Origin of the sequence: uncultured Kiloniella sp. (assembly GCF_937128705.1) — a bacterium.
Lineage (GTDB): Bacteria > Pseudomonadota > Alphaproteobacteria > Kiloniellales > Kiloniellaceae > Kiloniella.
On record NZ_CAKZMP010000011.1, the window covers coordinates 1 to 22,309 of the forward strand.

Annotated in this window: 27 protein-coding genes and 2 tRNA genes; 21 read left to right on the forward strand and 8 right to left on the reverse strand. The window is 43.7% G+C overall.

What is annotated here, in order from left to right; translation table 11 throughout:
- Positions 1-367: P-loop NTPase fold protein (locus Q0241_RS00660; RefSeq protein WP_299371513.1), on the reverse strand; the 367-nt coding region annotated here is incomplete at its 3' end.
- A 34-nt stretch (positions 368-401) separates the two neighbouring features.
- Here Q0241_RS00660 and Q0241_RS00665 point away from each other — a divergent pair.
- Complete coding sequence (locus Q0241_RS00665) at positions 402-665, forward strand: hypothetical protein (protein ID WP_299371516.1); 264 nt, start codon at positions 402-404, stop codon at positions 663-665.
- 89 nt (positions 666-754) lie between these two features.
- Here the strand turns inward: Q0241_RS00665 and Q0241_RS00670 are convergent, their stop codons facing one another.
- On the reverse strand, positions 755-1,690 hold the full coding sequence (locus tag Q0241_RS00670) for a dienelactone hydrolase family protein (RefSeq protein ID WP_299371519.1): 936 nt from the start codon (positions 1,688-1,690) through the stop codon (positions 755-757).
- A gap of 244 nt (positions 1,691-1,934) precedes the next feature.
- On the opposite strand from Q0241_RS00670, the gene Q0241_RS00675 reads away from it, so the two are divergent.
- Positions 1,935-2,624, forward strand: coding sequence for a hypothetical protein (locus Q0241_RS00675; protein WP_299371522.1), 690 nt, complete (start codon positions 1,935-1,937; stop codon positions 2,622-2,624).
- Here Q0241_RS00675 and Q0241_RS00680 read toward each other — a convergent pair.
- Both Q0241_RS00680 and Q0241_RS00685 read right to left on the reverse strand, forming a co-directional pair.
- Positions 2,536-3,135, reverse strand: coding sequence for a hypothetical protein (locus tag Q0241_RS00680; protein ID WP_299371525.1), 600 nt, complete (start codon positions 3,133-3,135; stop codon positions 2,536-2,538). The two genes, Q0241_RS00675 and Q0241_RS00680, sit on opposite strands and share 89 nt — an antisense overlap.
- Before the next feature lie 573 nt (positions 3,136-3,708).
- Positions 3,709-4,365, reverse strand: a complete 657-nt coding sequence (locus Q0241_RS00685) for an FkbM family methyltransferase (RefSeq protein WP_299371528.1) — start codon at positions 4,363-4,365, stop codon at positions 3,709-3,711.
- A 147-nt stretch (positions 4,366-4,512) separates the two neighbouring features.
- Here Q0241_RS00685 and Q0241_RS22510 point away from each other — a divergent pair, with 147 nt between their 5' ends.
- Both Q0241_RS22510 and Q0241_RS00690 read left to right on the forward strand, forming a co-directional pair.
- Positions 4,513-4,578 carry a DUF4113 domain-containing protein gene (locus Q0241_RS22510; protein WP_366941140.1) on the forward strand — a complete coding sequence of 22 codons (66 nt, stop codon included), beginning with the start codon at positions 4,513-4,515 and terminating at the stop codon, positions 4,576-4,578.
- 17 nt (positions 4,579-4,595) lie between these two features.
- Positions 4,596-4,796, forward strand: coding sequence for a hypothetical protein (locus Q0241_RS00690; RefSeq protein WP_299371531.1), 201 nt, complete (start codon positions 4,596-4,598; stop codon positions 4,794-4,796).
- A gap of 92 nt (positions 4,797-4,888) precedes the next feature.
- On the opposite strand, the gene Q0241_RS00695 is transcribed toward Q0241_RS00690, so the two are convergent.
- Positions 4,889-4,963: transfer RNA gene (locus Q0241_RS00695), tRNA-Thr, on the reverse strand.
- A 117-nt stretch (positions 4,964-5,080) separates the two neighbouring features.
- Here Q0241_RS00695 and Q0241_RS00700 point away from each other — a divergent pair.
- The 8 genes from Q0241_RS00700 (at position 5,081) to Q0241_RS00735 (ending at position 11,336) form a co-directional block, all read left to right on the forward strand.
- Entirely contained in the window at positions 5,081-5,329 is a 249-nt protein-coding gene (locus tag Q0241_RS00700; RefSeq protein WP_299371534.1) for a hypothetical protein, read from the forward strand.
- Between the two features lie 208 nt (positions 5,330-5,537).
- Positions 5,538-6,092 (forward strand): dCTP deaminase, encoded by a 555-nt coding sequence (gene dcd, locus Q0241_RS00705; protein WP_299371537.1) that lies wholly within the window; start codon positions 5,538-5,540, stop codon positions 6,090-6,092.
- A 194-nt stretch (positions 6,093-6,286) separates the two neighbouring features.
- Entirely contained in the window at positions 6,287-7,576 is a 1,290-nt protein-coding gene (gene murA / locus Q0241_RS00710) for a UDP-N-acetylglucosamine 1-carboxyvinyltransferase (RefSeq protein WP_299371540.1), read from the forward strand.
- Between the two features lie 34 nt (positions 7,577-7,610).
- Entirely contained in the window at positions 7,611-8,180 is a 570-nt protein-coding gene (locus Q0241_RS00715) for a DUF2948 family protein (protein WP_299371543.1), read from the forward strand.
- Positions 8,181-8,273: 93 nt separating this feature from the next.
- Positions 8,274-8,936: an ATP phosphoribosyltransferase gene (gene hisG / locus Q0241_RS00720; RefSeq protein WP_299371546.1), complete on the forward strand. Its 663-nt coding sequence runs from the start codon at positions 8,274-8,276 to the stop codon at positions 8,934-8,936.
- Positions 8,926-10,218: a histidinol dehydrogenase gene (gene hisD / locus Q0241_RS00725; RefSeq protein WP_299371549.1), complete on the forward strand. Its 1,293-nt coding sequence runs from the start codon at positions 8,926-8,928 to the stop codon at positions 10,216-10,218. The genes hisG and hisD overlap by 11 nt, the downstream gene beginning before the upstream one ends.
- Positions 10,219-10,396: 178 nt before the next feature.
- Entirely contained in the window at positions 10,397-10,891 is a 495-nt protein-coding gene (locus tag Q0241_RS00730) for a UPF0262 family protein (protein ID WP_299371552.1), read from the forward strand.
- Position 10,892: 1 nt separating this feature from the next.
- On the forward strand, positions 10,893-11,336 hold the full coding sequence (locus tag Q0241_RS00735) for a low molecular weight phosphatase family protein (protein ID WP_299371555.1): 444 nt from the start codon (positions 10,893-10,895) through the stop codon (positions 11,334-11,336).
- A 2-nt stretch (positions 11,337-11,338) separates the two neighbouring features.
- On the opposite strand, the gene Q0241_RS00740 is transcribed toward Q0241_RS00735, so the two are convergent.
- Positions 11,339-12,112, reverse strand: a complete 774-nt coding sequence (locus Q0241_RS00740; RefSeq protein WP_299371558.1) for a transporter substrate-binding domain-containing protein — start codon at positions 12,110-12,112, stop codon at positions 11,339-11,341.
- A 257-nt stretch (positions 12,113-12,369) separates the two neighbouring features.
- Between Q0241_RS00740 and Q0241_RS00745 the strand changes: the two genes are divergently transcribed.
- The 6 genes from Q0241_RS00745 (at position 12,370) to Q0241_RS00770 (ending at position 17,223) form a co-directional block, all read left to right on the forward strand.
- Positions 12,370-12,960 carry a nucleoside triphosphate pyrophosphatase gene (locus tag Q0241_RS00745; RefSeq protein WP_299371561.1) on the forward strand — a complete coding sequence of 197 codons (591 nt, stop codon included), beginning with the start codon at positions 12,370-12,372 and terminating at the stop codon, positions 12,958-12,960.
- Positions 12,961-12,966: 6 nt separating this feature from the next.
- Positions 12,967-14,145 (forward strand): ribonuclease E/G, encoded by a 1,179-nt coding sequence (locus Q0241_RS00750; RefSeq protein WP_299371564.1) that lies wholly within the window; start codon positions 12,967-12,969, stop codon positions 14,143-14,145.
- Between the two features lie 18 nt (positions 14,146-14,163).
- The gene (yacG, locus tag Q0241_RS00755) at positions 14,164-14,349 is read left to right on the forward strand and encodes a DNA gyrase inhibitor YacG (protein WP_299371567.1); all 186 of its coding nucleotides are present in this window, start codon (positions 14,164-14,166) and stop codon (positions 14,347-14,349) included.
- Positions 14,350-14,475: 126 nt separating this feature from the next.
- Positions 14,476-14,551: transfer RNA gene (locus Q0241_RS00760), tRNA-Phe, on the forward strand.
- A gap of 703 nt (positions 14,552-15,254) precedes the next feature.
- Entirely contained in the window at positions 15,255-16,634 is a 1,380-nt protein-coding gene (locus Q0241_RS00765; RefSeq protein WP_299371570.1) for a TolC family outer membrane protein, read from the forward strand.
- Positions 16,635-16,866: 232 nt separating this feature from the next.
- Positions 16,867-17,223, forward strand: coding sequence for a hypothetical protein (locus Q0241_RS00770; protein WP_299371573.1), 357 nt, complete (start codon positions 16,867-16,869; stop codon positions 17,221-17,223).
- 84 nt (positions 17,224-17,307) lie between these two features.
- Here the strand turns inward: Q0241_RS00770 and Q0241_RS00775 are convergent, their stop codons facing one another.
- Positions 17,308-17,946: a ribbon-helix-helix domain-containing protein gene (locus Q0241_RS00775; RefSeq protein ID WP_299371576.1), complete on the reverse strand. Its 639-nt coding sequence runs from the start codon at positions 17,944-17,946 to the stop codon at positions 17,308-17,310.
- Between the two features lie 110 nt (positions 17,947-18,056).
- Entirely contained in the window at positions 18,057-18,419 is a 363-nt protein-coding gene (locus Q0241_RS00780; RefSeq protein ID WP_299371579.1) for a hypothetical protein, read from the reverse strand.
- A gap of 307 nt (positions 18,420-18,726) precedes the next feature.
- Here Q0241_RS00780 and Q0241_RS00785 point away from each other — a divergent pair, with 307 nt between their 5' ends.
- The 3 genes from Q0241_RS00785 to Q0241_RS00795 form a co-directional block, all read left to right on the forward strand.
- Entirely contained in the window at positions 18,727-19,206 is a 480-nt protein-coding gene (locus Q0241_RS00785; RefSeq protein ID WP_299371581.1) for a hypothetical protein, read from the forward strand.
- A gap of 164 nt (positions 19,207-19,370) precedes the next feature.
- Complete coding sequence (locus Q0241_RS00790) at positions 19,371-20,186, forward strand: LOG family protein (RefSeq protein WP_299371584.1); 816 nt, start codon at positions 19,371-19,373, stop codon at positions 20,184-20,186.
- A 491-nt stretch (positions 20,187-20,677) separates the two neighbouring features.
- Positions 20,678-22,309, forward strand: a 1,632-nt coding sequence (locus tag Q0241_RS00795) for a Na/Pi cotransporter family protein (protein ID WP_299371587.1), incomplete at its 3' end; no start/stop codon positions are given.

The following is a 22,309-nucleotide window of genomic DNA, read 5'->3' on the forward strand; positions in this document are numbered from 1 at the left end:
GATCGTCGAAGATGAGGATGTCAGGTAAATCCGCGAGCATTTGGGCTTCTGCGTAGTCGCGGATTAAACTGCCAACGTTGCCTGTTTTGGTCAGTTTGCCGACTAAGTTGCCGAAGTTTTCTGCGGCTTTTGTGTCGACGGACAAATAACTTTTGCTCAGGATTTTCCGGCGAAACGCTTGCGGCGAATCTACGCCGTTCAACGATGCATAGCGGGCCTTGTCGCTCGCTAGCTGTTTGGCCAGCTCCGTTTCAACAAAATGGGTCTTTCCCGCTCCCCATGCCGCCTCGATGAGAAGTGCATATTGTGGTTCGGGGGATTCGGCGTAGTTTTCTAAAACTCTACGCGCGGCCTCATTGTGTTCCATTGCGATTCCTTTGAGTGAATGGGCTGATTATACTGTGGATTTGACACTTGCCAATCTTCAGAAGTGTTCCTATTTTGTTCTTAATTATTTTAAGGATAAAATGATGGTAGAGCCATTCAAAGTTACATTATACGGCCCAGAAGGGTTGCTTGTTTTAACGCGAGAATTGCCTTGGGTTAAATCTGTTTCAGTTGCTCTTGATGTTTCTCAAAAACTGCTTTTACAATATAGGGAACAAGGCCATCAATCGGGTATGGTGCAGCTAAAAGGACAAGGAATAAGTTATAATCTGTGTTGAAATATTCGTAATGAGGCTCTCGTGAACATTGGAAATGCTTTGGGGATGTCCGGGAACACTTGTTCTTGTTTGAAAGTAAACAAGAATTTTTAATTCGTTGTTCTTGATGATCCCGTGATTTGCTCAAACCAGTCCAAGGCCATTTTTGTCCAGCCTTTTGGAATGGAATGGCCCCCGGTATGAAGGGCTAGTCGTAAGCTACTTTCAGGATTGCACCGCGTCCACCAACGTTGCCAAAAGAGGGTGGAGCCAGATGTTACGGGGCTCGTATCAAATTCATCTGCGCGAAGTCCTTCGCATTGATTGACTTCCCGGATAACTTTCAGACTATGGAATACATCACCCTGTTGAATGCTCCCTCCGCCGAGGGGGCGACCTTCAAGGGGGACGGTTTTGTCGCGCCAGCCATGTGTTTGCATCAGCTTTATGGGCCCGCTGCACTCTTGGGCGATTGGTTCTGGTGCCCAGAATGCTCCGGCAATGGGTGCGTAGGCTGTGGCAACCTGATTATCCTGACAGGCTAAATACCACACGAGGGACCCGCCGATAGAAAAGCCGCTCATCAAAATTTTGTCACGATCAATTTTAAATTTGTGGGCCGCATCCTGAATGATTTCACGGGTGAAGGCGAGTTCGTCACGCATTTTCTTTCGTTGCGGTATAAAAGACCATCCCATTCCAAACCGAGAGTTTGGTCGTTTAAGGCCACTGGGGGCAATGACGGCATATCCACGATTGTTCATTGCCTTGATCATTGTGGTATTTTTTAGGGTGTCGGCTCCTGATCTTCCGGCACCGTGGTAAAAAATAACTGCGGGAATCTTGTGATCTTTTTTTGTACCGGAAAGAGAAGCGCTGGATAGAGAGGTCCTAGGTAGAGATATATTGTACGTGCCGAGCTTTACCTGGCAGGCATTCCCAACCTCTCCACAGAGACTATTTTCTGTTGCGGAAACCGCAGCGTTGAGAGCGGTTATGGCCATTGTCAGCACGAGCAATAAAGCAGGAACTAATTTCTTTATCATAAAATATCAACAGGTTAGTTTCTTGCGTACGTCAAGATAATTTATTTCGATCCCTGATGGCAGGATAAAGATACGATCCCACGCAATTGTGATCTTTTCGGCGTCATTTCCTCCCACCAAATTTTGTTTCCTGTATGGTGTGTTTTTCAAATTCGGGGCAGCCATTCTCGCTGTCTTTAGGAAAGTCATTATCTGTTGTTGATTGAGATGCTGTTCTTAACTGCTGGGGAGTGAGGGTGTTCGAATGCAAAAAGTAAGAATAATACAGGCTGTAACAAAGAAGATATCGGATATAGAGGCTACGTTATCTGATAAAGGGGTTGCGATAGAAATGTGTGAGGATTTTCAAGAACTGGAAAAGATTTGTAACTCGATAGAAGATAGGAAGCGCCTTTCCGAGCCATTTAGTGCCAAGTATTTCGATATTCTTCCTCGAGATGGTTTTTGGATCAGAGGCTTTGATCAGGATGGCAATACTGTCAGCACACAGGTTATGCGTCTTTCTGAATTGGGAGAAATCAATTTAGCCACTTTGTGGCAGCAACAGCTCAAGCGCTTACATGGTGGAAAACTGATGGCGACGTCCAGCCCCGGCGCTCAACGTATCAACGGTAGAGTTGTTTATCATGGTGATGTATGGGTTGATCGGTCCTGTGCCCGGATGAACCTTGGGGGCATTATGTCTCATTTGGCTCTGTCCGTTGCTCTACTTAAATGGGCCCCGGATTTTGTTTATGGCTTCATGGGGGAAAGACTTTGTTTGTCTGGTTTTGCGCTTAAAGAAGGATATTTTCACTGCGAACCCATCGGTTCTCATTGGGTGGAGCAACCGCGCGAGATCGATCCTAGCGATTGGTTGGTTTGGATGGGGCGCCATGATTTGGAATATCTTGCTGAACATAAAATGATTTCAGGCTTGTTATACTCCCAATAACATTTCCCCCACTTTTAAAGCGACAGGGTAGAAGTAGGCGTTGATAACTAACCAGACAATTTCCCTTCACAGGGTGAGCCAGTGGTGCCACCACTTCATGGGCAACCGGTTTATTCTCTTCGAGAACTTTTATATACGATTCTGTAACGGCCAGATCAAACTCAGCATCTGGAAGAGTTGATCCTGAGCAGGTTTTCGCCCAATTGTGCCCGAATACCTGGGCTGTTACCGATGTGTTGCCAGCATGGATAAGCGGGGGGATGCGGTCCTCTCGCTGTATGACAGATATCTGTAGATTTTCTAGTATACGTGTTGTTGCCTGATCGCGGCCAATAACACCACCAGAATTTTCCCACCATTCAAGCCCTTGCGACAATAGGATATTGGCGTTATCCGAAGGCAAGGTTATAGGGGCTAATGTGATAACATCTTTTGTCATCAAAACTTTACACAGCAAGAAACACACTACGAGCGAGGTATGAATAATGCCATCAATAAGGGTATTCGGCAATTGTTAATCATGCACAGGGGGAGGGCACTGTTAAGAAGTTTAAATGAAAGTCAGGCGTTAACATAATTACTTTGTTGAACAATATCGTTACAGTAAATTGGATTAAGTTTCCAATATTGTTGTTAATTTAAAGTTTCTCCATAAGAAGTTACGGCGTGAACGCTATTTAAACATTTTCTTTTTTTTAATTTTTATCGCGATAATATTGTTAAGGATTGTTTGTGTCTGGATGTTTGATTAACCTATACTTCAAAAATTATTATCAAAAAGTGAGATTTCAAGACAAAAGCGAGGGCACGCGAACGGGAAAAGGCAAGGGCCGTTAAATCAGTAAAGAAGACTCATAAAGTAGATCTGTCAGACCAAACAGAAGAGCAAAACAAGATAGCCATTTTGACCGTAAAGCAAGTTCGATTAAAGTTCCGAGCATAAATGCCAGTCACGGCAATATCGGTGGCGCAAGGCGCGGGACCACGCGATCAAATTAACTAAACCAGCTAAATTTCTTTATGAATGGGCAGCTATAACTAAACGTTGAAGGCATTATTTAAATTCGATGCGGTTCAAAAAACGTTAATGCCATATATAGAGCTTATGCTTGCCATTCAGGTGTTTTTTTATCTTTTGTTCACGTTCCTCGATGGAATGTTTAGTATCTTTTGCCATATATTGGCTATGAAACTCGATAAACATAAAATCAATTTTATCTAGAAGCTCTTCGTCTATTAATTTTTCGAGAACATCATATTCGCTAGATTCAATATCCATTTTCACTATTATTTGATCAAAATTGGCTTTCTCTTTTAATAATCTCGCAAAGTCAATCGTCTGAACCTTTGTGGCTTTCGAAGCGTTTGAATTATAAAAAGCATTGTTGTGGTTCTCTATAATAGAGGCTCCATCGGATTGTGTCCCACGACCATCCTCAACTAAACCAAATAAATTCATGTGGCCGTCATCAATCCATACGGCCGATTCAATTATTTCTAAATTATCAATATTTTGATACTTTTCTCTAAGCGCTGATGCACAGTTTGGATTTGGTTCCAGTAAAATGTAGTTATAATATTCACAAGGAAAGTACTTGCGAAAAAATGAAAAACCTTGGCCAAGGTTTGAGCCGCAATCAATAAAGAGACGCTTTTTATGTTTTGGCATTAAAAATAGGCGGATTTGATAAAGATTAAAAATCCATCTTTTTCTAATTCGGGATATCCAAGAAATTTTCATGAGAAAAGTGACCTGTTATAGGGTTAAGCTTTTTCTTATACGTAGATTGATTTTGTATTAGACTTGTGTATAGCCTCGTATCTAAAAAGAAATGATTAGTAAAGTGATACTGATTAAATCAAAGCTGATCGATGAGATACGGACAAGATGTGCGAGAGAGTGGTGTCACCCAAATACACGACGAGGTGGACTGATCTGCCGGAGGTGTTCTGATTATTATTAGGCGGGTTGTGAAAGTTATTGCTAAGATTGACATGGATCGACCTGCACTTGAAAACGCTTATCGACTTTCAGAAAAACAAACCCGCGACGGCCTTGATGGAATGGTTGGTGCGACTGTCCCCCAAATACACAAGGTGGTTTATAAGAATTCGGGCGACATTGACTTGTCTGAAATGGGGTTTGACAATTTGGATTGTTGGATTGATTGAGGGTTGAAATCAGAATAAATGATGCAATGCATCGAAAACGCATACTTAAAATAAATATATGTTGTAAGCGTTTGATTTTTTACATTTTGAAATGGTGCCGTGAGGCAGAATTGAACTGCCGACCCCGTCATTACCAATGACGTGCTCTACCACTGAGCTACCACGGCCTTGTTTAGACGGGCGTTATATGCCTCTGCCCGCATTTTAATGCAAGTCTTATTTTTATCTTTTTATAAAATTTTGTCATCCCTTTATATGCTATACGAATGGTAGGTGGGATGATAATGGGTTGTTTTGTCGGCTTGAGGCTTGACCTGAGGGGGAAGACTTTGCAATCTGCGGCCATGACAGATGATGACAAGACCGAAAGTTCGGCAGGCGAAAGCCTTACTGATAATAAACAGCGCAGCCAGAAGTCCATCAATGCCGAAAAGGAAATGGCAGAGCGGACAAAAATACGGCTGGAGCGTGAAGCAAAGGCACTGAGAGATAACCTCAAAAAGAGGAAAGGTCAGCTTCGCGAGCGCAAGTAGTTTGGCGCAATTAATGTAATGCATACCTCTTGCATTGGTGATCTCTCGGAATTTGCCTATACATCTTTGGATAAATTATCGCGACAAATCTGCCATTCTCCTTATCTTCAATCTTGAGCTTTGGGGCGGAAGACAGTAGAAGGCTTATGGCCTTGTATGTCATTGACGTGCAAGAAAATGGAATCGGTGAACATTGGGAGGATATGCCGTGGGAATTATGCCGGATACTTGGATTCGAGAACAGGCCGAAAACCATGGTATGATTGAGCCTTATGTCGAGGCTCAAAGACGTGAGGGAGTTATCTCTTACGGTGTCAGTTCCTATGGGTATGACGCACGAGTTTCCAAAGAGTTCAAGATCTTTACCAATGTACATAATGCCATTGTTGATCCAAAAGAGTTTTCTGATCAGAGCTTTGTGGAAAAGGATGATGATGTCTGCATTATTCCCCCGAACTCTTTTGCGTTAGCCCGGACCGTTGAATATTTTCGTATTCCACGCGATGTTCTGGTTATCTGCTTGGGTAAATCCACTTATGCCCGTTGCGGTATCATCGTGAATGTGACGCCGTTGGAGCCAGAGTGGGAAGGTCATGTGACTTTGGAGTTTTCAAACACAACACCTTTACCTGCAAAAATTTATGCCAACGAAGGGGTTTGTCAGTTTCTCTTCTTGAAGGGTGAGGGCGATTGCGATGTTTCCTATGCAGACCGCGCAGGTAAATACATGAAGCAGCGCGGCGTTACCCTGCCTCGATTGTAATGAAGTTATCCGCTGAGGATAAACACTATAGCTTAGGGCATTTGAATATTATTTAGCCCTAAGCTCTGTAACAAAAGTAAGACGATTTATTTTGGGAATTGAGATCCTTTAAACAAATCAACGCCACGATTTGAACAAAGCCTTTGGATAGTCCTGTCTGACAGTTGATAACCAGGCAGAAACGGTAAAGTACGATGGATAAAATTAAAATTCGCGGTGGTAATCCGCTTAAAGGCAAAATTTGGATCTCAGGGGCCAAAAACGCGGCCTTGCCGTTGATGACGGCTTCTTTGTTGACTGATGAAGTGCTGACACTCAAAAACCTTCCTCATCTGGCTGATATTACGACTCTTGCAAACCTTTTGGCTCAACATGGTGTTGAGCTGCACATGAATGGTTCTGCCGGAAGTGAAGGTTGTGCCGGGCGTGTTCTTGAAATGCATGCCAAGACGATAACGACAACCAAGGCCCCGTATGAATTGGTTCGAAAAATGCGGGCGTCTATTCTTGTTCTTGGTCCCTTGCTTGCTCGTGAAGGTCATGCGGAAGTCTCCTTGCCGGGAGGATGTGCAATCGGCTCTCGCCCTGTTGATTTGCATCTGCAAGGTATGGAGCAACTGGGCGCTGAAATCGAACTTAAAGAGGGATATGTTCACGCTAAGGCACCAAAAGGCCTGATCGGTGGTGAAGTCATGTTCCCGAAAGTATCTGTTGGTGCGACAGAAAATATTATGATGGCTGCGGTGTTGGCAAAAGGTACAACTCGTATGATTAATGCGGCGCGCGAGCCCGAGGTTGTCGATCTCGCCGAGTGTCTGATGGGAATGGGCGCTAAAATTCAGGGTGCTGGTACTGATACAATAACGATTGAAGGTGTCGATCGTTTGCATGGCTATACCCATACTGTTGTGCCTGATCGTATCGAGACCGGGACCTATGCCATGGCGGCGGCGATGACTGGTGGAGAGCTGGAGTTAATTGGCGCGCGCCCAGAACATCTTCGTTCCATGATCGACCAGTTGGCCCATGCAGGTGTTAATATCAAAGAACTTGAAAATGGCATGATTGCAAGCTGTTCAGGAGAGCGGGTTATGGGGGCTGATATTATGACAGAACCTTATCCGGGCTATCCTACAGATTTGCAGGCACAGACAATGGCATTGATGTCCACTGCAGATGGGGCATCGATGATTACCGAGACGATTTTTGAAAATCGTTTTATGCATGTACCAGAATTATGTCGAATGGGCGCTAATATTACAGTGCACGGTTCTTCTGCCTTGGTGAGAGGCCAAGCTAAATTGACCGGGGCCGAAGTGATGGCGACTGATCTAAGAGCAAGTTTTTCTCTTATTATGGCAGGGCTGGTTGCTGATGGTGAAACTGTGTTAAACCGTGTCTACCATCTCGATAGAGGTTATGAACGTGTTGAAGATAAACTTGCTGCCTGTGGTGCCGATATCGAACGTATCAAGGGCGAATAGTGCTTAAATAGGAACCAGTTGGGAATTTGAAGACATGACTGAGGGAAAAAGACTGAAGATCAGAGCGCGTGACGCCGAGGACATTCGCACACTCTCGGGCTTGCTTCAGGACTCCCTGGCTCCTCTGTGTGATGTAGCCTATTTGCGCGAAGAGAAACGATTTGTGTTGGTCGTTAATCGCTTTTGCTGGGAAATGTTACCGCAAGAGCTTCGTGAGCGTGCTTTATCTGCGCCTGATACACCCGAAGGACAAGCGGAACAAGATGATGTTTCCTTTGAAGACGTTGATGATTTACCAACTTTTCATCGGGTTAATACAGGGCTTTGTTTTGACAAGGTGAAATCTGTTCAGACCAAAGGTGTGGACCTTCAAAACAAAGACGAGATCCTCAACCTGCTGACAGTTGCAGCGATACCCGGTTATATTACGCTCCATTTTTCTGGTGGTGCGGCTATTCGGTTGGTGGTGTCACAAATTCGTTGCCATATGGATGATATCAGTGAGCCGTGGCCAACACTAAATCAGCCTCGACATGGTGTCGATGATGCTGGCCACGAACAAGACAAGCATCCAGAGGGTACACGCTCCCCGGAAGAAGCGTGATAGAGAACAAGACAAAGATTATTTCAGGCCTGTAGAGAGATTTCACAAATCTTATTTTTTCTCAGGCCTTAGTTAAGAAAACGGATAAATATTATGCCCAAGATCGAACCGATGGTCCTGGCTGTCCCAAAGGGACGTATTCTTAAAGAACTTCTGCCTTTGATGAAAAGTGCAGGGGTGGTACCCGAAGAGTCATTCTTTGATGACAAGTGTCGTCAGTTACGTTTTGCTACCAATGTTGAGTATCTGGAACTTGTCAGGGTGCGGAGCTTTGATGTTCCGACTTTTGTTGCCTTTGGTGCGGCTCATCTCGGGGTGGCAGGTAGCGATGTTATTATGGAATTTGACTATCCTGAAATATACGCACCTGTTGATCTGGATATCGGACACTGTCGCATGTCCGTGGCCGCGCCTACGACGCTATTGGAAAATGAAGACCCTTCGCAATGGAGCCACATTCGTGTCGCAACGAAGTATCCGAATATAACCAAGAAGCATTTTTCAGCCCGTGGTGTGCAGGCGGAATGTATCAAGTTGAATGGTGCTATGGAGTTGGCGCCAAACCTTGGTCTGTGCCGTCGTATTGTGGATCTGGTTTCTTCCGGCGCTACGCTAAAAGCAAATGGCTTGGCTGAAATCGAGCAGATTTCCGGTGTCTCGTCCCGGTTTATTGTAAATCGCGCAGCTCTTAAGACCAGACCCGACGAAATCAATCACTGGGTCCGCAGCTTTCAGGAGGCGGTTAATGCCAAGTGAACTCAAAGCTAATTCTGCCGATTTTGAAAGTCGTTTTGTTGACCTTCTTTCCTCAAAACGTGAAGTTTCTTCTGATGTAAACGATACCGTTGCCGAGATTTTAGCTGATGTAAAACATCGGGGTGATGAGGCTCTTTTTGATTACACTAAACGTTTTGACCGTCTGGAACTGAACAAAGATTCAATATCTGTTTCTGCGGCTGAGATTGATGACGCCGTTGCATCCTGTGATCCTGAATCTATTGCGGCGTTAGAACTGGCTGCAAAACGGATTACCGATTATCACGCACGGCAAAAACCAGAAGATTTGCAGTATACAGATGAAGTTGGTGTCCAGCTTGGTCATCGCTGGACTGCGGTTCAGGCTGCGGGGCTTTATGTTCCTGGGGGATTGGCAAGTTACCCGTCATCAGTATTGATGAACGCTTTGCCTGCTAAAGTTGCTGGTGTGGATCGATTGGTGATGGTCGTTCCTTCACCAGATGGTATTCTGAATCCATTGGTTCTTGCAGCTGCCTCTATTGCTGGTGTCGATGAGATATATCGCATCGGTGGTGCGCAAGCGGTTGGTGCGCTGGCTTATGGCACGGACACAATCAATCCTGTCGACATTATTGTTGGTCCTGGTAATGCTTACGTGGCCGCAGCAAAAAAACAGGTCTTTGGTACTGTTGGTATCGATATGATTGCGGGGCCATCAGAAATTCTGATTATTGCTGATGGTCAAAATGATCCCCGTTGGATAGCGGCGGATCTTCTGGCGCAGGCTGAGCACGATACCGCCGCGCAATCAATTTTGATCACAGATGACGCCAACTTTGCCGAGGCTGTAAAGCAAGCAGTAGGTATTCATTTGCAGGCTCTGTCCAGAAGTGAGATTGCTGGCAAAAGCTGGCAGGATCATGGGGCAATTATCCTAGTTGATGACCTTCAAGAGGCAGTTGCCCTGACAGATAGAATTGCTCCTGAACATCTTGAAATTGCTGTTGATGACCCAGATGTGATGGCTGCTAATATTAGAAATGCTGGTGCTATGTTCTTGGGGCGTCACACTGCTGAAGTCATTGGTGATTATGTGGCCGGACCTAACCACGTGTTACCAACGGCCCGATCCGCTCGGTTTTCATCAGGTCTGTCTGTGCTTGATTTTATGAAGCGTACATCCTTGATTTCCTGTGATGCCAAGAGCTTGAAAGCAATCGGCCCAGCCGCGGTGACACTTGCGAAAGAGGAAGGTCTTACCGCGCACGCTTTATCAGTTTCTTTGCGTCTGGAAGATTAGGTTTTATTCTTCCGAAAAAAAGCTCTAACCCGATTTGCTCTGAAAGAATAAAGCGCAAATCGGGTTATTCTGTTCTAGATCGGGGCTTTACCTTTTTATTATTCCGCTGGCATAGTATGGGGACCACCACGATTGGCCGTGGTGTGATACGGACTATGGGCGTTTTGGGGGACTGAACATGGAGCAGGATGATCAGAAGTCTTGTCATTATCTTTCCCATATTAGTTTGGATGAAGGATCTCTGGCGCGTAGTTCGCCCGATGTTGAAAAAGAGCGTGCGATTGCGATTTACGACATTCTGGAGCAGAACCACTTTGTGCCGTTCGGTTCTGAAGCCGGGCCTTATGTACTGGATTTGGCTATCGTTGAAAATCGCCTAAGGTTCAGAATTGACAGAGAAGGGGATGCGTTCTTGTGTGAACATATTCTCTCTCTGACACCTTTGCGCCGCGTCATCAAAGATTATTTCTCCGTCTGTCAGACGTATTTTGAGGCCATTAAAATGGCCAGCCCAATGAAGATTGAGGCTATTGATATGGGGCGCCGCGGACTGCACAACGAGGGATCTGAAATTTTACAACAGAGGCTCGAAGGCAAAATTGAAATGGATTTTAATACTGCCCGTCGTCTCTTTACACTTATTTGTGCCCTTCATCACGTCAGGGGGCGTTGAGTTGAGCGATCTTCCCGACGCGGTCCTTATTGCCTGCACGCATAATGCGGTACGATCGCCTATGGCCGAAGGTATTTTAAAGCACTTGCTTGGGCATAAGGTTTTTGTGGACTCTGTCGGGGTGCGATCTCAAGAAATTGACGGTTTTGTTATTGAGGTTATGGATGAAATAGGTATTGATATTTCAAAACATCGGGCCAAAAATTTTTCAGATTTGGAAGATAGCTCGTTCGATTTAATCATCAGCCTTTCTCCCGAAGCTCAACACTCTGCAGTTGAGATGACCCGTACGATGGCATGCGATGTTGAATTCTGGCACACATTTGATCCAACGCTTATTGAAGGTAGCCGGGAAACGAGATTAGAAGCCTATCGACAGGTAAGAAACTTTTTGAAGAAGAAAATAGAGGAAAGATTTACGCTTGATCTAAAACCAAACCTGTAATGTCAATTTGTTAGTTTTACATTGTAAGAGCTTGGATAGAGGTTGTGCTTTTTAAACAGGGATTCGAGCGTTCCGTCTGTTTTTATCAGCTTGTAACCTTCACTTAGACGGTCAGCAATTATATCTGCATCGGCCCTTTTATGGCTAATAGCCGGATGAATATCTTCCAAAAACAATGTTTCCAGATAAATGATACTGTCAGCTTGATCCAATTTTTTTGTTTGCAGGATATAATTACCTAAAATATTGCCTGTGAAGAGAATATCAAAACGCTTCTCAATTAGCATCTTCATACCATTTGCCTCTTTGGGGTAAAAGACGAGTTTGATGTCATCATCAATTAGCCCCTGTAATACCTTTGTATAGGCCCCACCTTTTAGTGCGCCAAAAGTGTACTGTTTAAGTTCTTTTAACTGTGTAAGCTCTATCTGGCTGTCATTTCTAACAAATAATCCAACTTCAGTAACCCAAAACGCTTGATCGGTATAGGTTACCCAGTCTTGGTTATCGGCGATGAAAGTCGAGCATGATATGCCATCAATCTCACCAGTTTTTGTTAAAGCAACCAATCTGTTCCATGGCAAAATCAGGTGTTCAATGTCGTAACCTACACGTTGCCCGGCTGTTTTTAATATATCAACAAAAAGTCCATGGTTTTCTTGTTTGCTATCAACAAGGGGGGTCCATTCATTGCAGGCAAGAACAAGCTTTTCAGCTTTTGCTGGAAAACAAAGCAAAAGTAGGACGCATAGGGTCGATGCGAAGCGTATGCCCATACTTGTCGTTTCCTCCCCCTCCAGAATAAAAGAAACTCAATGCCATATACTATACATAAAAGCTTAACAATTCCCATTGGTCAGTAAAGCTTTTTTGCTAATTTTTCATTAGATGTTGGTTGCTGGTGAAGGTCATTGTTTGGAAGCAAGAATTTTGTTATCTAGCCAGAGTGCTTATTTAAGAGCACTCTTCACCTTGTTTCCTGTTTATAAGGTCGAACTTGTTCTGCGTCTTAAAGTTAAGAATTGTATAGTCTATGAAATTATTTTCTCGTCAGTCTTCAGCTACATTTGTATTGGCATCAGGGTCTCCGCGCAGGCGGGATTTACTGGAACAATTAGGGGTTAAGCCAGATGTAATTGATCCTGCAGATATTGACGAAACGCCTAAAAATCGAGAGCTTCCTCTTGATTATGCGAAGCGAATTTCTTTGGAAAAAGCTATGCTGATATCTGGACGGCATGATGGTGCTTTTGTTCTTGCTGCCGATACGGTGGTTTCCGTTGGGCGGCGAATTTTGCCCAAAGCAGAAGATGAGCACGATGCGCGTGATTGTTTGTCCTTACTTTCTGGGCGTCGTCACCGTGTCTTGACTGGCCATGTTCTTGTACTGCCGAATGGTGATGTAATAAAAAAAGTTGTGACAACGGCTGTAAAGTTCAAGCGTCTTCACCAGAACGAAATTGATGCATATATAGATTCCCAAGATTGGCAAGGGAAGGCGGGTGGTTACGCAATCCAAGGGGGGGCAGCTGTATTTATTCCTTGGATAGGCGGGTCGTACACAAATGTTGTTGGGCTATCGTTACCAGAAGTCGCAAACATGTTGGTTGGGAATGGTTTTTAAAGCTGTATGACAAATGAAATCTACATAGATTATCTTCCGGGATTAATTCGTGCTGCACGTTTGGTGGATGAAAAACTGGAAGATGTCCTTGTTATACGGTCTGATAAGCCTCAAGTCGTTGGAAATCAATTTGTCGGTCGTATTGTTGGAATAGATAAAGGTTTGGGGGCTGCTTTTGTTGATGTTGGGTTGTCGCAACCAGGTTTTTTACCTCTTCAAGATATCCCGAAATCGCTTGGTGGCCAGTCGGTTAGTGAGGGAACGTTTCTGTGTGTTGAAGCTGTAAGAGAGGCTTTTGACGGTAAAGGTGTACGCTTAAAAGCTCGGTTACACGACAATATTCCTGCAAAAGTACAAGTTTTAAAGACGGTTGATAGGCTTGGTGAATGGATCTTGCAACAGAAAGAACCGATTGAGTTTATAGAGGTAACTGATGCTGGGATTGCCCAAAAGATCAAAAGCTATCTTGGTGGGGGGGGAGCTAACCTGATCAGTATTAAACATTCAGCCGAGCGACCAGATCTTTTCGACGTTGTCGGAATCGAGGAACAGATAGAGCATATACTCGAAACTGAAATCCCACTTCCTTCTGGGGGAAATTTGCTCATTGAACAAGGCCGGACGTTAACCGCGATTGATGTTAATAAAGGATCAATGCAGCATAATGGTGGGGCTGAAGCGCTTCATTATCAGCTTAATCTTGAGGCCGCAGATGAAATCGCTCGACAATTGAAGCTCAGAAATATCGCAGGACGTATTGTCATCGACTTTCCTTACATGAAGTCCACTGATCATAGGAAAAAACTACAGGCAAGTTTTAAGTCTCAGCTCAAAGCTGATAGCGTTGGGCATAAGTTACTGCCGCTTTATATGACTGGCTTACAGGAGTTAACCAGGAAGAGGGCGGGATTGAGCTTGCAGGATTTACTGCTTAGGCCTGTTGGTATCGGTAGGTTAGGGCACGAAAAAGATCCAGCTATCGTCGGCCTAGAAGGATTGAGAAGGTTTTGGGCGGAAAGTATGCGGAACAGGCAAGTTGGATCATCAATTGTCGCTTCTCGTAAAGTCGTGCAATCATTGAGTGGCTGCGATGCTTTGCCGTATATTGAAGAAAAAATCGGGAAAAAGATCAGCCTGTCTGTCGACCCTGAATTAAGTGCTGATGATCGTGTTGTGTTTGAATAGAACCTTGTGTGAAAGATAATGCCAAAGAAAAGTCTAAGTAAATTGTTGTGTCCAGTGTGCCGAGGCGAGGTGGCTGATAAATACAAGCCGTTTTGCTCAAAACGTTGTGCTGATGTTGATTTGAATCGCTGGCTTGATGGCGGCTACCGGATTCCTACAGAAGAACGGCCGATAGGCAATGTTGATGATGATGAAATATTGTAATTAAACGTTTGAAAATATAAGAAAATTCTCTTTTTTTACATTTTCTTTGTAATAGGGCTGGACAGAGCCTGAATCATTTTCTATAAGCCCTTCATCGGCGGCCAACGAGTTTGGCAAGCCCACGGTGCCCAGATAGCTCAGTTGGTAGAGCAGCGGACTGAAAATCCGCGTGTCGGTGGTTCAAATCCACCTCTGGGCACCACTTTAACTCTCTCAAATATTTTATCATCGTATTTATCAATATTGATTTTCTGTTGATTTGTTGGTCTGCGCCCTAATCTCCATCGATTGTTCGCAAGGTTAAGCCGAGCTTTTCAAAGGAAATCTTTGATTGTAATCTTCAAAATCAAAATTAATCCGTTCATTCTGCGTCTCGTATGCTTGGTTAAAAGGTTAACCTTTAGTATTCTTTAGTTATGCGAAGTCTTTAGGGTTATTATGCATAACTCCATAGTTCAGATGTATTTATTGGTGGTTTATATTGTCCTTAATTCCTTATTTGTGGGCTTTAGAACGCCAAGGAGCTGTAAGGAATACACCCTCTAAGGGATTTGATATGAACGGAAAACACCAATAGGGTGTGAAAAGTTCATGAAAAACCACAATTGAAACTTGAAGGTATTTGGTTTTTGGTATAGCTTCTGCGATGAACAACAGATTTTTTCCATAAAATGTATGGGCAATCGTGAGTAAGCGTTTACCGCCAAATCTTATGGAGAGAATTCGGGTGTGGTTTTTTTGCAACAGGCTTGCTTAAATGGCCCTGGTTTCTATTGGATTCTTGACATTGGAGACCAGTGGATTGTAAAAGAACCACAGTATTCTATTTGTTGGTTATGAATTAGTCATTTTATTTGCCTGTGATTCGTCAATGAACACAGGGAAGCATCGGGGGAAAAATACCAATGCGCCAGTTGGGTAAAACATTGGCAGTTAGCTTTAAAACCGTACTTCTAGCAAGTGCGTTAGCTGTGCCAGCTATGTCTTCTGCTCAGGCAGTCACACTGCAAGAAGCAATTACACAAGCTCTTGCAACGAACCCGGATATCGGGGTTGTTGCTCACAACCGTGAGGCTGTAGACGAAGAACTTCGTCAGGCACGTGGCCTTTACCTCCCGCAGATTGATCTTTCTGCTGGTGCCGGAATTGAAAGCAACGATGATTCAACATCTCGTGCTGGCGGTGGTACTGGTAAGCACGATGTGATTAATCCTACTGATGCTTCAATTACCCTTCAGCAGCGTATCTTTGACGGTTTCGAAGCTGGTGCTACAGTTGAACGTGAGAAAGCCAGAGTCGAATCTGCTGCTAACCGCGTTCAAGAAAATGCTGAATTCCTCGCTCTTGATGCAATTGGCGCGTATCTTGAAGTTTTGAGACAGCGTGAATTGCTTGATTTGGCTAAAAACAACCTACAGATTCACATTGATATTGTTGCTAACCTGCAAGAGCGTCTTGCTGGCGGCGGCGGTAGCCGTGCAGATGTTTCTCAGTCAGAGGCGCGTGCTGCTCGTGCAAGAAATACACTAACAACAACTTACAACGATTTGCGTGATGCGGAAGCTAACTATACGCGTATTGTTGGTCACTTCCCTGAAGATCTGGATACGCCTGAAGCGTTTTCATCTGAGCTGCCTGGTGGTTTGGACGAAGCTGTAGATTTGGCTGTGAACAGCAATCCTACAATCCGTATCTTTGAAGCTGATGTTCGTACTGCTGAGGCGGAAGTTGAACTCTCTGAAGTTCCTTTCTACCCTTCAGTAAATCTTGAGGCCTCAACAGAACATCGCGATGAGTTCGATGCAACTCCGGGTTCATACGAGCAAAACAATTCAGTAATGCTTCGCTTGCGTTGGAACCTTTTCCGCGGTGGTATTGATCGTGCTGCAAGACAAGAAGCGTTGGCTCGTTTGTCTGAAAGCAAGAACCAGCGTTACAGCTCTGTTGTTGATGCGCAACGTGAAATGCGTCAGTCTTGGTTCGCGCTTGAATCAAATCGTCAGTCTGTAACTGATCTTGCTTCTTCTGTTCAGTACAACACAGAAACACGCGATTCTTATCGTGACCAATTTGATGTCGCACAGCGTACATTGCTTGACGTTCTCGATGCAGAAAATGAACTCTTCACTTCTCGTGGACAGTTGATCTCTGCAATGACGAATGAGCAGCTTGCTTCGTATCGTATTCTTGCTCTTAGCGGTCAGTTGATGACTAATCTTGGTGTGCAAGCGCCAGAGCAGGCACGTGTTGATCACAAGTCATGGGCTGATGGTCTGATCGAATAATCTCTACTGAGAGATTGTTGGTAATTAAAGGGCGCCTGATTGGGCGCCCTTTTTTTGTGTTGTTTATATCGCTGTGTGTGGCGTTGTCATTTTCCTTATGAGAACGCCACAAATTAAAAGCTATTGTTTGTTTTTTGTATAGTGTGTGAAAATGTGAGTTGTTATTTACAATAAATGCTATATATAGCAGAAACGTTATGTAAAATTATTCTTTTTGAGCTTGCGAGTAGAGATGAGTACCAACGTAAAAGATACTACGGCTGTTGGTGCCGTGAAAAATAAACAGGGGCCATTGGTTTCTGATGATTTTTTCTATTCTGCTTTTGAAACCTCTTTCGATGATAAGGTGGATATTGTGTCCCTTCATCTCGATGATCTTTTGCCAGATGAATCTGGTGCCGTTGTTCTTTTTGCTGGTGAATGTAACGAGATATTTTTAGAAGCCGGAGAACTTTTGGTGTCATGTGGTGTCGCCAGTTCACATGTTACGGCTTCTGGTATCGACGTAACCGGGCTTAATGTGTATAGCTTTGCCAGCGGTTTGACCCTCTATAGCGAAGGCGAAATTACAATCCAAACCGGGATGTGATTTTTCTCCAGTAGGTACGGGATTCTTTCTTTCAAGGTGCCTTTCGCTGATCTTAAACCATAATTTTTATAAGGCTGTCCGAAGTCATGCTTGTTTGGGGGCAGCTATTCTTGGTGCGCTTGCGATCCAGATAACGAGGTATTGTTTCTTGTGATTAAATAGGCTGGCACGGACCATTCTTGCCTGTGCGGTTATCACTTTACCGGGGATCATTCTTATTATTCTGGCATCTATATGGTTTATCTGAAGGGATAAGAGTTCGCTTAAGCTGTCCTTCAGTAAGCCTTTTGTTCTTAGCTGGAATAATTTGTTTATGGTTGTGCCTTCCAAAGCATGTTTGTCTTCACCTAGCCAGCTGTAAAATGCATTGTTGCTGGATACGATTGTCATGTCTTGGGCAATAAGTGCTGCTGGGCTGGGGCTTGCATTGATGATGGATACGAGGGTGTCTTTATGTGTATCTACTTCAGCCGACGCTAATTGACGTTCTGCTGATACCATGCAGAACACTCTTAAAAACGATGAAAAATTTGGGCCTTCGTAAATTGTTTCTAGTTTACCAATGAATTTACCAACTTTAAGCTCATGCTCATTGGCAACAGCTTCGAGGGCGCGCCAGAAAACAGGCTCTAACCTGATGGAATAGCGCTTCTTATTGTATTGCACGATCCTTGCTTTTGGGGCTTGGTCTGCAAAGTTAACTGGAAGAATGGGTTTCGGCATGTTCCCTTATTTAAATAAAGCCAGTTATATATCTCTTGTAAGAGGGATAAGATACAGGATGTCGTAAAAACATTGTAATTCAATATTGGTATAAACTGGCGTGAAAAGTATTAGGGAAGCATTATGTCGTCGTTTTGTCCTACGATTCCGCCAAGGTCTGTAAGCTTGCTTCTTAATGAGTACCGTTGAGAAAGCTTTCGTTGGGCGGCTTTCGGTAGATCAGTCATCATGAGTACACGTTTATCGATTAGAGTTGTGATCAGATCTTCCAAAACGCGGATCATTTCGAAGTCGGAAGCTACGAGCTCTTGGTGTATTTCGCCTTCTTTTCCGTCTTGTTGTTGTTGTCCCATTTGTACCAGAAAGGCCGTGAGTTCAGGATTGTCAGTTTCCAAAAATTCGTTTGCTGTACTTGTTTCTTCCTGATGGATGCTGGTAATTTTTCCATCGTGTGATCGTGATACGTAAGGCATAAATTCTCCAGCGGGCGAGTGATAATCACGACCCTCATCTAAAATTGCTAAACGGGTAACCTTCCTTAATGGAGGGTCTCTGTGCTTAAGGTAGCGATAAATGGTTAATGACAGGTAAGTAATTGTCTTTCTGATGGAAAATACTTCGCTAAACGGTAATGCGAGTACGTTTTAATCTGGCTAAAGCGGCCCGACAAGACTTTGGCCTTGTTAGGGTCACATTTTTATCGATAGTCATCAATATACTATCATTGCAGGCACTGTGGTGTGTTATGTTTGTTGTTGTGTAATAATGAAGGGGATTGAGATGGTAAAGTTCGTAAGTAAAATTGTTTTTTTCTTGGCCGTGTTGATTGCAGGTTTCTCTGTGTCCGCGAATGCAAGACCCTTAACCGGGGTGCAGGATATTAAATTAAATATTTCACCCCTGGGGCATTATAGCAAACAGTGTGGGCTGAGTAGAGAGGCGTTTGAGCGTGCTTTATTGGGGGGGATTCCCGAAGGCGGTATTCGTCTGAGTAATTCATCGTCTTATTGGCTGCATACTCGGGTAACGACAGTCATTTTTGAAAAGACCAATTGCGTCAGTAACGTTGAGGTCACGTTGTACGCAAACACGCGCTATTACAATCCGGCTACCCAGCAGGAGCTTTCTGGGCGTGTAGAAGTGTGGCGGGCTGGTGGATTATACAGCTCTGTAAATGACAGTCATCAGGTTCAGGTTAATAGCGCATTGAGAAAGGTTGGACGCAAGCTACACGAGGCTTGGAAAAAAGATCAGCAGTAGGTTGTTATCGAAAATTTTCAGAAAGTTTTTTTTCGTAAATATTCGTGATTTAAATTTTGCTTAATAAGCTGATCTATAAAATGGTGATGTTATTTTTATTAAAATGACTTTGTTCTCATATATTTATGGGGCGATATTTATAGAGTGTTTTTGAAAGGTATTACATGGACGATAAGGCATATGATATTCCGAAGTTTTATCACGATGATGATTTTATGGACTCTGGGGATGCTCGACCGTTAAGAATTCTTTCTGAGTATTTTGGTCCGCAAAATCGATTTGAAAAATTTAACGTTGAAGACACAATAGTTTTTTTTGGTTCTGCCCGTATTAAGTCAGAGGAAGAAGCTCTGGCTGCGATGGCCGAGGCTAAGCGTTCCGGAAAGGGTTTACGTAAGGCTGAGCAAATGATGAAGGTCTCCAGGTATTATGAGGAGACGCGTGAATTAGCACGACGTTTTACGGAGTGGTCCAAGACTTTAACGAATGATGAGCGCCGTTTTGTTGTCTGCACGGGTGGTGGCCCTGGGATTATGGAGGCAGCTAATAGAGGTGCTTCGGAAGGTAAGGGGATTAATGTAGGTTTAAACATTTCATTGCCTTTTGAGCAAAGTGAAAACCCCTACATTACGCGAGAGTTGGCTCTGGAGTTTCATTATTTCTTTATGCGTAAGTTCTGGTTTATCTATCTGGCCAAAGCGGTTCTGGTGATGCCAGGGGGGTTTGGTACGCTTGATGAATTCTGTGAATTGCTAACACTTATCCAAACCCAAAAAATAAAAAAGAAGATGCCAATAGTTCTCTTTGGGTCTGAATATTGGAACAAGGTGGTGAATTTTGAAGCGCTTTGCGAGTTTGGCACCATAAGCGAAGAAGATCTTGATCTCTATCTGGTTACAGATTCTAAGGATGAGGCTTTTGAGTATGTCACCAAAGGGTTGTTAGAGCATGCGTTGGAATCCCCCGGACCAATGCTCTGAGATGCAATTGAGTTAAAAGGTTGTTTACAGGCCTCTTCTTAGAAGGGGCCTGTTTTTTATAAAGGTGCTTTTATAGAGCGCGCTATTATCATTGGTGTTGTTGCGGAATGAATATTTTTATACATAGGTTTTAGTTATAATATTCATATATAATATCGATTTGATGTATGTTAAATATCACGTCACAATATAAATAATTCTTTTATTTTGACGTAAATACTGTTTCGAATTCAACTATGAATGTATAAATGTTAGGAAAATGGTGTATATAGATATAATTTTGTTGATATTGTGTTGTTAATGCCACATTTTATTGTTATGAAAATATTTCTATATTGTGACACTTTTGTGAAATTGATCTTGTCTGCAAGAGGAGCTTAAAGCTACAAATACTAATTCTGGAATGATCTGCCACAGGGTAGGTGTGGTGCTGCGTTATTCGCGGGTAGTATTCTGTAACCAAAAAATCATTGAATGAGGTAAGTATAAGCGTGTCTGGTTTTGACCTTTTGTTAAAAATAGCTGGTGGTGTTGCTCTTTTATTGTGGGCGACAAGAATGGTGCGCACGGGTGTGTTGCGTGCATATGGCAGTCAGCTTCGCCGATTTTTAGGATCGGCCACTAAAAACACGCTTTCTTCATTTGGTATGGGCATCGGTATGGCCGGTATCCTGCAAAGTTCCACGGCAACGGCATTACTTACAGTTGCTTTTGCAGGAAAAGGATTAATCGCGATTGGGCCTGCTTTGGCAGTGATGCTGGGGGCAGATGTCGGTTCTACGCTTGTCGTACAAATACTTTCGCTGGATATTTCCTGGTTATCACCAGTATTGATTTTAATAGGATTTGTTTGTTTTACCACAAGACCAACAATGACACTTCGCCACTTGGGGCGCGTGTTTATTGGGCTTGGCTTGATGCTGCTTTCACTGAAGCTGGTGGTTGGTGCTTCTGAGCCAATGCGTGATAGTGTGGTTTTGCAAAACATTCTGGCTGCTTTGTCCGAAGCCCCGTTGTTTGCCGTTATTTTGGCTGCTTTAATTACCTGGATCACGCATTCGTCGGTGGCAATGGTTTTATTGATAATGTCGTTGAGTGTCGCTGGGGTCGTTTCCGCTGATTTGGCTCTGGTTCTGGTCTTAGGGGCAAATGTCGGTGCTGGTATTGTTCCTATGGCCTTAACAATGTCAGAAACGCCAAAAGCTCGACGTATACCCATGGGGAATATGCTCTTTCGATTTGCGGGTGTTCTTATCCTTTTACCATTGATGGAAATTATCACGCCTTATGTTGCAGAATTGAGTGGCACAGATGTCGGTCGTCAGGTGGCTAATTTCCATACGATATTTAACATCGGGCTTGCGATTGTCTTTCTGCCTCTTGTTGGTGTGATGTCGAGCTTAATGGAACGCGCTTTACCCGAAGGTGTTGGTACTGATGATGATCTTAAGCCAAAATACTTGGATAAGAGTGTTATCAATACTCCAACAGTTGCTGTGGCATGTGCTACCCGTGAAGTCCTGCGTTTGGCAGATGTTGTCGAAGAAATGTTACGTAAATGTATTGGTGTCTTTGAAACAAATGATCCCGTATTACTTCAAGAAGTTAGCAATGCAGATGATCAAGTTGATGAACTTCACGAAGCAATCAAATTATATCTCACGCAGGTCAGTGTGAGTGAGTTGGATGAAGATACAAGTGCCCGGTGTGTCGAGCTGATTTCATTTACGACCAACCTAGAACACATTGGGGATATCATTGATAAAAATTTGCTTGAAATAGCAAATACCAAAATTAAGAAAAGAATTGAATTCTCTGACCAAGGTTGGATTGAGTTGGTCGAGCTACATCGCATGGCATTGGACCAGATGCAGCTGGCGATGACGGCTTTTGTATCTGGTGACGTCGATATCGCCAGACAGCTTATTGCTGGTAAAGAGAAGTTCAGGGATATGGAACAACGTGGTGGAGACAAGCACCTCGATCGGCTGAGGGAAGGCCGCATTGAATCAATTGAATCCTCAGCCTTGCATATCGACATGATCAGGGATTTAAAACGAATAAATTCACATTTAACATCAGTTGCTTATCCCATTTTAGATGCAAGTGGTGAATTACATGAA